General features: G+C 64.1%; 8 protein-coding genes. 6 read left to right on the top strand and 2 right to left on the bottom strand.

From position 1 onward, the window contains the following. The 5 genes from AC2VOU_RS10425 to AC2VOU_RS10405 all read left to right on the top strand — a co-directional run. Nucleotides 1-2843, top strand: a 2843-nt coding sequence (locus tag AC2VOU_RS10425) for an ATP-binding protein (RefSeq protein WP_486957312.1), incomplete at its 5' end; no start/stop codon positions are given. Next, complete coding sequence (locus tag AC2VOU_RS10420; RefSeq protein ID WP_486957311.1) at nt 2840-4984, top strand: hypothetical protein; 2145 nt, start codon at nt 2840-2842, stop codon at nt 4982-4984. The genes AC2VOU_RS10425 and AC2VOU_RS10420, both read left to right, overlap by 4 nt. Next, the gene (locus AC2VOU_RS10415) at nt 4981-6783 is read left to right on the top strand and encodes an AAA family ATPase (RefSeq protein WP_486957310.1); all 1803 of its coding nucleotides are present in this window, start codon (nt 4981-4983) and stop codon (nt 6781-6783) included. The genes AC2VOU_RS10420 and AC2VOU_RS10415 overlap by 4 nt, the downstream gene beginning before the upstream one ends. A 311-nt stretch (nt 6784-7094) precedes the next feature. Beyond that, nucleotides 7095-7562 (top strand): hypothetical protein, encoded by a 468-nt coding sequence (locus AC2VOU_RS10410; protein WP_486957309.1) that lies wholly within the window; start codon nt 7095-7097, stop codon nt 7560-7562. Between the two features lie 35 nt (nt 7563-7597). After that, entirely contained in the window at nt 7598-8692 is a 1095-nt protein-coding gene (locus AC2VOU_RS10405) for a hypothetical protein (RefSeq protein WP_486957308.1), read from the top strand. 23 nt (nt 8693-8715) lie between these two features. Here the strand turns inward: AC2VOU_RS10405 and AC2VOU_RS10400 are convergent, their stop codons facing one another. After that, complete coding sequence (locus AC2VOU_RS10400) at nt 8716-8958, bottom strand: hypothetical protein (protein WP_486957307.1); 243 nt, start codon at nt 8956-8958, stop codon at nt 8716-8718. Nucleotides 8959-9103: 145 nt separating this feature from the next. Here AC2VOU_RS10400 and AC2VOU_RS10395 point away from each other — a divergent pair, with 145 nt between their 5' ends. Further along, nucleotides 9104-9385 carry a hypothetical protein gene (locus tag AC2VOU_RS10395; RefSeq protein WP_486957306.1) on the top strand — a complete coding sequence of 94 codons (282 nt, stop codon included), beginning with the start codon at nt 9104-9106 and terminating at the stop codon, nt 9383-9385. Here the strand turns inward: AC2VOU_RS10395 and AC2VOU_RS10390 are convergent. Next, nucleotides 9386-9999 (bottom strand): AAA family ATPase (locus AC2VOU_RS10390; protein ID WP_486957305.1); only part of this gene is annotated, 614 nt, incomplete at its 5' end.

Below are 9999 nucleotides of genomic sequence, written 5' to 3'. Positions count from 1 at the left end.
ACATCCAGATCGGGGAAGCCGCTCCGGGCCAGGAGTGGCCCGGCGGCCCTTATCGCGGGATCGAATGGGTAGCCATCGCCGCGATCGCTGGACCCACGCTGCTGTGGGTCGACAGCCAGCCCGCCGGCACCACCTTGCCGATCCTGGCCGCCGGCGCAGTGCTGTGTGTCGTAACCGTGGGGCTGATGCGGCTGCTGCTGCCCAAGGGCCGACCCTCGTTGTCCACCCGGGTCATCTTTGCCCGCAACACGATCCGGCCCCCTCACCTGATCACCTCTGTGCCGCGTGGCACCGACCGGCACGTCCGCGCCGACTCGAGCTTTGACCCTCCCGAACGTGTCGAAGGCAATCTGGTCTTCACTGCCGGAGGTGTCTACGCCGAGTTCCTGATCGACGGCTTGTCGGTCAACATGCGCTCACTTGACGTCCACCGGCGAGCCGCCCGCCTCACCCGCAACCTGGGGCGCTACTTGCCCTCAGGCTCCCAAATCCGCGGCCTCCTGGTCGCCGAGGACCAAAACGCCATCCTGCGGGCCATGGTGGGTCCGCACACCACCAACTCGTCCTGGATCCGCCAGTGCAAGCACTGGGTGCCGCTCATCGCTGATGCCAACAAATGGATCGGCAATAGACACTACCGCGGGCCCGTGCGCCAACGCTTTTGGCTCACAGTGCCCGTCGACGCCGGCACTGCCGGCCGCACCCCACTCGGACAAGGCAAGCGCGCCTGGGACTGGATCAGCGGACGCGACAAAGACTCCAACACCTCAATTCAGCACTACGCCAGCGTGGCCCGCGAGATCGCTAGCGCTCTGCCAGATGAATTCCACGTCCGCCCGGCCAGTCCAGCACAAATCCACTGGTATCGCCGGCATCGAGCGATGCTCGGTGTCATCCATGAACCGATACCACCGACCAACACCGGCCCGTCCTCACTACGTGCTGACGATTTCACAAGCATCGCATTCGATGAGGGTGACAACGCGGAACGACCTTGGTGGCGGCCCAGCTTCAAAGCATTGGTCCGCGTCTACTATCCCGATGACCCCAACCACCGGTCGAGCTACCAGACCTTTTTGACCGTCGAGCATTTCCCCGAGACGGGCCTGGCCTTTCCGCGCGCTTCCTATCTGAATGCGCTGCTCAACGTGAACACTCCGGCCAGTATCGAATGGACGCAACACGTCTACATCCGCACACCCCAAGACGCGCAAGCACGAAACTTCCGCTACACCAAAAACATCAAGGACCAAATGCGTCAGCGCGGACACCGCGGCGCCGAAAACGACGAACTGCCCCGCAAACTCGCGCGCACCCGGGCCTACACCTCACATCTAAATGGCAATCCTGCCGAACGCGAACTCGACCACGCGGTGGTCATCGCTGTCGGGGCCGACTCCCCGCAGATCCTCGAGGACGCGGTCAAGCAGATCCGCCAGGAGCTCGACACGGTCGGTATCGCTGTCAAACGTCACCGCGGAGCCCAGGCGCTGCTGTGGAAGGCGTTCAACGCGGGAAGCGAAACCGCCTGTCCACTCGACGAATTCCGCAATCCCACTAGCGCACATAAGTGGTCGTTGTTCTTGCCGTTGATCTCTGGACGCGTCGGCAACGTCAGGGGCAGTGCGCTGGCCATCGATCAGACTTCGATGCGGCCTGCGATCATCCTGCACGATCCCGAAGGAACCGCGCGCCGCAATAAAAACACCGGTCTGGCAGTTGTTGGAGATCCCGGCGGCGGGAAGTCCAACCGCACGAAATTGTCGGCCTATGAACTGATTCTGCGGGGCGGGCGGGTGGTGGTGTTCGAGCCCGACACGATCGCCGAATGGAAACGCGCGCTCACCCCGATCGAGGGTGTGCGTTTCATCGATCCCACCACGCCGCAGTACCTGTATGACCCGCTGGTGATCTTCCCGGCCCATCTGGCAGGGCGCATCGCGGCCGCACACATCTTGCCGTGGATCGGACTGTCCTACGACAGCCTGCTGGCCAAACGATATCGACGGCTGCTGCGGCCCGAGAATCGGGCCGCCCACGCGATTACGAGTCACCGGGCGCTCCTGGACTATCTGCGGTCACAACCGGACGCCGATACCGATGAGTTACTGCTGCGCCTAGAGACGGCACAAGAGGATTTCCCGGGGCTGTTTGATGATCATTTGCCGCCCTACCGGCCGGAAGACTCGCCGGCGACGGTTTACCTCACGGGCAACCTGGGGTTGCCCAGCAGCGAGGATCTGGCCAACGCTGATCTTTACGCCAAACTGGCCGGGACCCAGCGCGCCGGCATGGCGATTTATGGCCTGCTCATTGAGCTAGAGCAGCGCTACATGTTCGATCGGCTCGACGTCTTCGACGTCATGATCTTCGAGGAGTGCGCCGAACTGCTTGCCTTTCCGACCACGGCGCGCGTTGCGCACAAGTTCACGCGCCGGGGCCGCAAGCACGCCAGTGGAATCTGGTTTATCACACAAGATTTCCGAGACCTTGCCCGTATGGGCGATGAATTCGTGACCCAGAAGTGGATTTTTCGTGTGCAAGACCCGCAACTGGCCTACGCGACGCTGAAGTGGGCGCGTATCGACCCTGACATGTATCCCGAGTTCGTTAGTGCACTCAGTGAGGACACCAGTCCAGGATCCACCGCTGATGAAGACGTGTTCGCTGATCGCGGAGAGTGGGGAGGCGATATCACTGAGGCTGGGGCGGTCGATCGCGCCCGCCTCGGCGAGGGTTTCTTGGTCGACGAACTAGGGCGTCCGGCACGGGTTCAGTTCTTCGGTGCGCCGACCGAAGAGCAGGCACGCGCCTTTGACAGCACTGCGTCGGTGATCGCATGACTGCCAACGATTCGCTGGCGGTCTGGCTAGCGCTGCACCCGCGGTTGCGCCGTGTGATCGGCGCGATGACTGGTGTCTACGTGCTGTGCTTATGGGCGGTGGTCGCCGCACCGAGAGCCTCGGCGGCAGTCGGTGCCGCCGCGTTGGGGTGGACCGGGCTGCATGATTTGGATAACGTGCCGGTCGCTGACTATTTCCTGTCGATGGTGGATACCACAGAAGCCACGTTCAACAACGGCCAACACGTCAGCGCGTTCGATCCCGAGTCGTGGGGGTCGTGGATTGTCAGCGCCACCCAGACCGCGATCTCGCATGGCACCGCCGCGTGGTGGTTGACCAACGAAGCCGCTCTTGTGGTGTTCGCCATCGGGATTGCGTTGTGGTTCCTGCGGTTTGCGATGTCCAGTGCCTGGCTGCTGGCCCTCGTGCAAATCGGGCGACCCATTTATGCCGCGGTGACCATGCTGGTCAACGAGATGTGGCTGGGACCGCTGGCGATCGCCATCTGCGTGGTGTTGGCGGGATATCACCAACAGCGCGGCCAGCCCGCGCAAGCGCGCAACATGCTGGGTACCGCCGCGGTGCTTTCTGCTTTGGTGTGGACGGTGTTCCGTGACCCCATCGACGATTTGGTCAGCGATCACGGCCTGTTGGGGATGGGCCGCGCTACCGGCTTTCAGATCGCCCAGGACGCCCGCCAGGCCTCCTACGCTCCGGGCCAGTCATTGGATGCCCAGCTCGACGCGCTGCTGGCACAGTTGATCTCCTCCACGGCGCGCCCGGCTCTGCAGTTACAAAACTTCGGCATGGTCGTCGATGATGTGGGGACCTGCCGGCAGGCCTGGTCACAGGCGATCTTGGCCGCGCACAGCCAAGGACCTGGCCCTGCGCACGCGATGGCCAGTTGCGGCGCGCCGCAAGCGTTGGCACACGCCCAACAGATGGGTGCCAACGACTTTGTGCTCGGACTGTTCTTCTTGTTCGCCGCTTTCTGGATCGGCCTTTTCATCTGGTACGTCGGAATGAGCACCATGCTCGTCGGGGCCAAAGCCACCTATTACTGCATCGTCGTGGTCCCTGCGGCGATGGTGGGCATGACCGGGTGGGTGCGCGGAAAGCAATACGCCATGCGCTGTGTCTCGCAGGTGTTGTTGCATGGGGTCGAAATGATGATCTTCACCGTTTTTTTGGCGTTGAGCGCGGTCGGGATGGGGTGGGCGCTAACGACCCCGCAACTCGGGCACGGGGGCGCCACGGTGGTACCGCGGCTGTTGTTGGTCAGCCTGGGGTCAGTCGTCGGCATCTTCTTGTTCCACTACATCGACAAGCACTTCTACACAGACAGTCTGGGCACCATCGGCCACCACCTGAGCGGGGCGTGGCGCTCCACGAGCGCGGCCGCGCGCGAGGAGTACAACGAATACGCCGAGGCGGGCCGCAAGGCGCGCGGGCTGTTCCGCCGGGCTGCGCGGCGCGATGACAGCGATGCAACGGGCGACGACGACAGTGCCGACGCCGATGCCGACATCTCAACTCCGGGCTTCGACGTCATCAAGCCGCGACCCAGCCGGGTACGTGGGCTGGAGGAACAGAGCGGCACCGCAGCCCACACGGCGCAAACCGCCACGAGGGGGGCTGCAGAAAAAGCCGGAGCAGGCGAGGCGGCAACGACCGCGGCCGAGGGCGCCGGCGGCGCAGCCGCTGAAGGTGTTGGCGCGGCCGCCGCGCCAGAGCTGGTGATTCCTGCCGTCATCGCCGAAAAGACAGTCCAGCACGTGCGCCGACACCATGCCCGCAACGGCTCAGACCCCGCACGTGAACCGGGTGATCCGAGTAGCGACAACGGCCAGCAAGCGCCAGGGTTGAGCACGTCGAGCAACGGCCACCCTGGCGGGTCAGATCACGGCGACCCGGCGTGGATGGTCCCCTCAGAGGGATTGCCCGCCCTGCCCAGCCATCCGCGCAGGCCCACGCAGCAGGGCGCAGGACGCCACCAAGCATCACCGTCGGCAAATCCCGATGAGGACCCCGACCTGCCCCTGGATATGTCCTTTGAGCAGCAGCGACCGGCCGAGGTGTCTGATTCGGCCGTAGAATTTCCGTCACCACCTCGACCACGACCAAGGGATGATCGCAATTGAGCGCCCGTGAATACTTCGACATGGGAGTCAGCCGCCTGGGCTTTGGTGAGGGCCAGGCCGACTTTCCGCGGGCACGCGAAGCCTTCACGCAAGCCACTGACATGGATCCCGGCATGTGCGACGCCTGGATGGGGTTGGCATACGCGGGCGATGTCACCCCTGACACCTTGCGCGGCGCCTACGACGCGCTCTCAACGTTGCACCGCGAAACGCGCCGAGTCGGCCTAGCCGATTCAGCGTTGGCACCCACGGTGGCAACGCCATTCCTCATTGATCTCTACCCGTATACCCCCACCGGGGTCACTCTCGCCTACGCAGCGACACTGGTGAGCCAGGGCGACTACGATCAGGCGGAGAAGCTCCTCGACGAGGTCGACCTGACCATCGAGCCGGCCCAAGCCCAGATCCACCGCTTCGTCGGGGCCACCATGTTCTTCCTAACGCGCCGCTGGACCGACGTGCTGGACTGGACCTCGCAGACCTCGGCAACCAGCGGCGGCATCGTGGAGACCGCCACCCGCCTACTCAAGGGAATCGCCCAAACCTCGCTCGGTCAGTTCGAGGCCGCGATGGCCACATTGACGTCCGTCGTGACGCAAGCCGAGCAGGCCAGACTCGCCCAGAGCGTCGATACTTCCCACCTGCTGGCTGAGGCGGCCCTGTATCGCGGGCTGTGCCACCGCGCGATGGGGGACGAGGCGGCCGCCCGCAAAGAATTCAGCGCGGCCAGCGTGGATGGCCAGCTGCGCCCCGACGCCGCCGCCGCGCTCGATGACCCCAGCTATGGCGTGACCGTGACAACCCCCGATGTCATTGCAGCCCGCACCAACCGGTGGGATCCCAATTCCGGGCCCAGCGTCGCTGACCTGCGCAGGGCCGAGCAACGCAAAGAAGCCGTACGCGTTCTCGAGCGCGCCGAACGCGAGCTCGACGAATTCATCGGGCTGCGCCGTGTCAAAGAGCACGTCAAGGAACTCAAGTTCGTCAAGGTCTACGACCAGAAGATGGCCGAACGCGGCGTGCAGATCGGCGAGCGTGACACCTTGCACATGACTCTGGTCGGCCCGCCGGGAACCGCGAAAACCTCGATAGCACGGCTGATTTGTGAGATGTATTTTGGCTTGGGCATCCTCGAATCACCCGAATTCATCGAAGTCTCGCGCAAGGATCTTGTCGACGAGCACATCGGTGGCACCGAGAAGAGAACTTCAGCGATTCTGGAAGCGGCCAGGGGCTGCGCATTGTTCATCGACGAGGCACCCGAACTGTACAAACCCGACAACGAACGCGATTTCGGCCATATCGCCGTCGACGTCATCATGAAGTGGGCCGAGGACCACCGACACGACACCATGATTGCCATGGCCGGCTACGCCAGCCCGATGAACCGACTCTTAAGCGCCAACCCCGGTCTGCGGTCACGATTCCCGTTTCAGCTCGAATTCAGCTCATGCGACACCGACGACCTGGTAAGGATCGCTGAGCTCTTCGCCGCGCGGTTCCACGTGGCCATGGAATCCGCCGCTCTCAAACGCTTCAGCAGCACAGCGGAGTGGCTATGCAACACCCCAAGCACACGACCCGGCGAGCCGCAGATGCTCATCGACGTCGCCGCCAATGGCCGATTCGCCCGAACAGTCATCGAACAAGCCCTGCGAAAAGCCAAGGCACGCATCGCCGCTGATCCCACCGTGGACCTACTCACCGCCGACCTGAACAGCATCAGCACGATCACGCAAGCCGACATGGACGCCGCCCTCAACGACGTCCTGCTGTCCCTTGAGCTTGTGACGCCCTGAACCGCCCACACGTGTCAAACCTCCACGGCCTCCACCCACCCGCGATCGACAGAGCAATGTCAGTTGTGCGACCGGTCCGTCTGACCTGCGCACCGGGCGCTGGGAGCGGTGCCGATCTGCGCGCGGTCGGGTGTTGCTCGATGCCAAGCTGCGAGTCGGCGGCGCCCAGCGTTCCCGGCACCTCGACTAACTTGGCTGCTGCCGGAGTTGGGCGCGGTGGTAGAGAAGCCGACGCCCGACGTCTTAGGGTGCTGGTCAGTGTCGCTCTGCGGCGAACATCTATTGGATCCGGTTTTGGGTGAAGGACGACCATGGGCGACGCGATTAGCGAGGACGTGACACTCGCCTGGATCTACGCTGCCAACTGCCTCCTGTACGAGGAAGATGGAGGTCCAGCGGAGCTGAATATTGGCTCCAACCTTGAGCCGCATTTGGTGTCGCGGTCCGAGGCGTTTCGCGACCTTTACGCGCATCAACTGCTCGAATCACTTGGTGCAGAACCGGACCGGATCACTGCGCTTGCGAGGTCGATTCCCCTTTCTCGGCGACAGAGCCCCTCCGCTGAGGCTGTGTGGAGCGTCGCGGTGGATCTGTGCCAACGAGCGCACGCGATCATCGAGGCCACAGGCGCGGCCCACGATGGCCGCGCCCGGCGGCGGTTACTTGCCGGAACCAAACATCTCAATCGCACGGTGGTACTCGGCCAGTGGGTGCCTTCCTATCAGGTGGAGATAGACAACGAACTACTGCAAGAACTTTCCGCCGTAGATGACCAGTAACCGCATGAAAAAGTGGTCGTCGTGAGCAGTTTGGTGTGCGCCGGGTCCGCCCGGAGGCGACGGTGAGTCGGCGGCGCACTGCGGCGCCGTGGGCGGCCACCAGCGTTCCCGTCATTCGCCGCCAGTGGTGCAACGCGCTTGAAGCGGTTGCTGAGATCTCGTTCGACCAGTACAAGGTCCCGCCACCGCCGAACAGTCGGGCGGCCGCCGACCCTGCGGCGGTACGGAAGGTTCAACGGCTCGTCGCGAAGTTCGAGTCGATTGCGCCAACGATCAGTGCCGAAGCCAAAACGTTGCGCGGCGCCGAACTGTACTGGGTGTCGCGCGACATGGTCGACGTCGTGCGCCGGGCAGCCGGTTCCCTACCTGAGTGGACGCCGGCGGCTGCCCTACCGTCTCCCGTCGGCCTGTTGTGTTGGGCCAGATCAGCGGGCACCGTTTCCTCCGGGCTCCTGCGGCCAGAGGCGGTCGAAGCCGACCTCAACACGCCCGGACATACCCACCTCGGATTGAGCGCGCTCACCTCGACGATCACCGAGCTGTCGTGGGATGGAGTGTGGTGGTGGGACCAGCCCGAGAACAACCTGCTTCAACTGGTGCCGTTCTCACGCCAGGACCAAGACCTCGACATAATGCGCCTCGCCGGCACCACCTCCCCTGTGTGGGCGGCGCAAAGCATCTTCATCAACCGCGATGTACCGCGCACCGAGGAAGCCACCGGCTCTGAACAGGCGCATCCCTTCATTAGCGCTGTCGGCGCCGCTTGGCTGCTCATGGCCGAGGCGAACGTAACCCAAACCCGGGTTATCGGACGGCCAGCACAGCCACTGTCGGGCCCAGACGATGCCCTCGATGGCGACGCGCCAACCGTGGGGCCGGCGAGAGCACCGTCTACGGTGACACTCGTCGAGCTGCGGGCTCGGGCGGCAACGTCTGAACCCAGCGCGACTGTTTCCGGACGTGGTTACACGCATCGCTTTCCGGTAACCGGACATTGGCGCCAGCAGGCGTACGGGCCAAATCACAGTTGGCGGAAGCCTCGCTACATTGGCGACTACATCAAAGGCCCCGAAGGTGCCCCGTTGATTGCCCCTAAGCCGAGAGTGCACGTCTTACGCAAAGGACGCTAGTGCGGCGGGTGCGGACCTCCGGTTCAAGCCTTCCCGGGACGCTCCCAGTCCTCGAATCGAACGGCCCGAGTCGGGTCCGCAGCATCGCGCTCAAGCTTCTCCATATACCCGGGACGTTGTCGAAGCGCGTCTTCGAGGGCGGACCGCACAACCGCCGGAGTCAGGGTGATTGTGCCGTCAGGGCTGGTCGACACCATATAGAGGTCGTATTGTGCGCTCTTGGGCAGAGTGATCCGTCGGCGGTTGTCCACCTCAATCAAGTCCACGAAGTCCTCCCGTATATGACAGCGCGCTGATAATTAAACTTATCGGGTTAAACCCATCAAGTCCAATACGGCGAGAGGGTTTGGGGGCAAAAGGGCAGCAGGGTATAGGGTTGGTGGGCGTTGGTCCCAACCCAGAGGAGCACCTATGGCGCTCACGTTCGACCCCGAGGCCGCCGACCGGTGGAGGTCGCTGTGTCTCAGTACGCAGGCCTACGAGCGGCAGGTGCGCGCCGCGGTCGCGACCATCCTGCGGTCTCTTGCGCAGTCACCGCAGGATCATCGGGTCGGGGCGATCCAGTTCCTGACGACGCCGGTGACGTGGGCGAGGACAGTCGCGGCCACCTCGGGCGCAAACTGGCTGGTGGTCTGGACCGTGGACAACGCTGACATCCGCGTTTTGAGAATTGAACCGGCGCCGTCCTTTTGATTAGTCCGGGATTCCGATGTCTCGGGCGTCTTGCTCTGGGTGGTGGCCGCGGTCGCGCAGCCAGGTGGCCTCGAGGTGGCGTTGGTAGGCGGCGCGGATTGTGTTGCGGAGTTGGTGTGCGTGGTTGAGGTGTTCGCGAAGCTGTTCGTCGAGCAGGGCTGGGTGCAGGCGCTGCGCCTGGATAAGTGCGGGGTCGAGGTCGGGCGCGCGTAGGCGGCCGAGGATGGCCGAGTCCGGGGGTGCGCCGATGGCGGTGGTCCACGGTAGTTCGGTGTCGAGGAGTTGCAGGAGCCGCTGGGCAGGCTGGGGGGGCCAGGTGGGGCTGGTGGTGTCGAGCAGGATGAGGCCGCATTGCGTGGCTGCGGCGTGTTCGGCGAGTTCAGCGATGACCGCGGGGTCTGCGCTGGCGGCGTCGTCGACGATGAGGAGACTGCCGGGGGGTAGCTCGGGGTGTTGCTGCTTTCCGGTGATGCCGGCATGGGCCTCGGTGATGGTGGCTGCGGTGTCGGCGAGCTCGTCTTCGACGGCGCCTTCGGCTTGGTCTCTGTTAGGGCTGCACCAGAGCACTTTGCGGTCAGCCGATGCCGCTGCGCTGCGCAGCGTGTGCAAAGCGG

This window comes from Mycobacterium sp. TH-M25, assembly GCF_057473665.1.
This window is presented reverse-complemented; position numbering and strand designations above follow the sequence as displayed.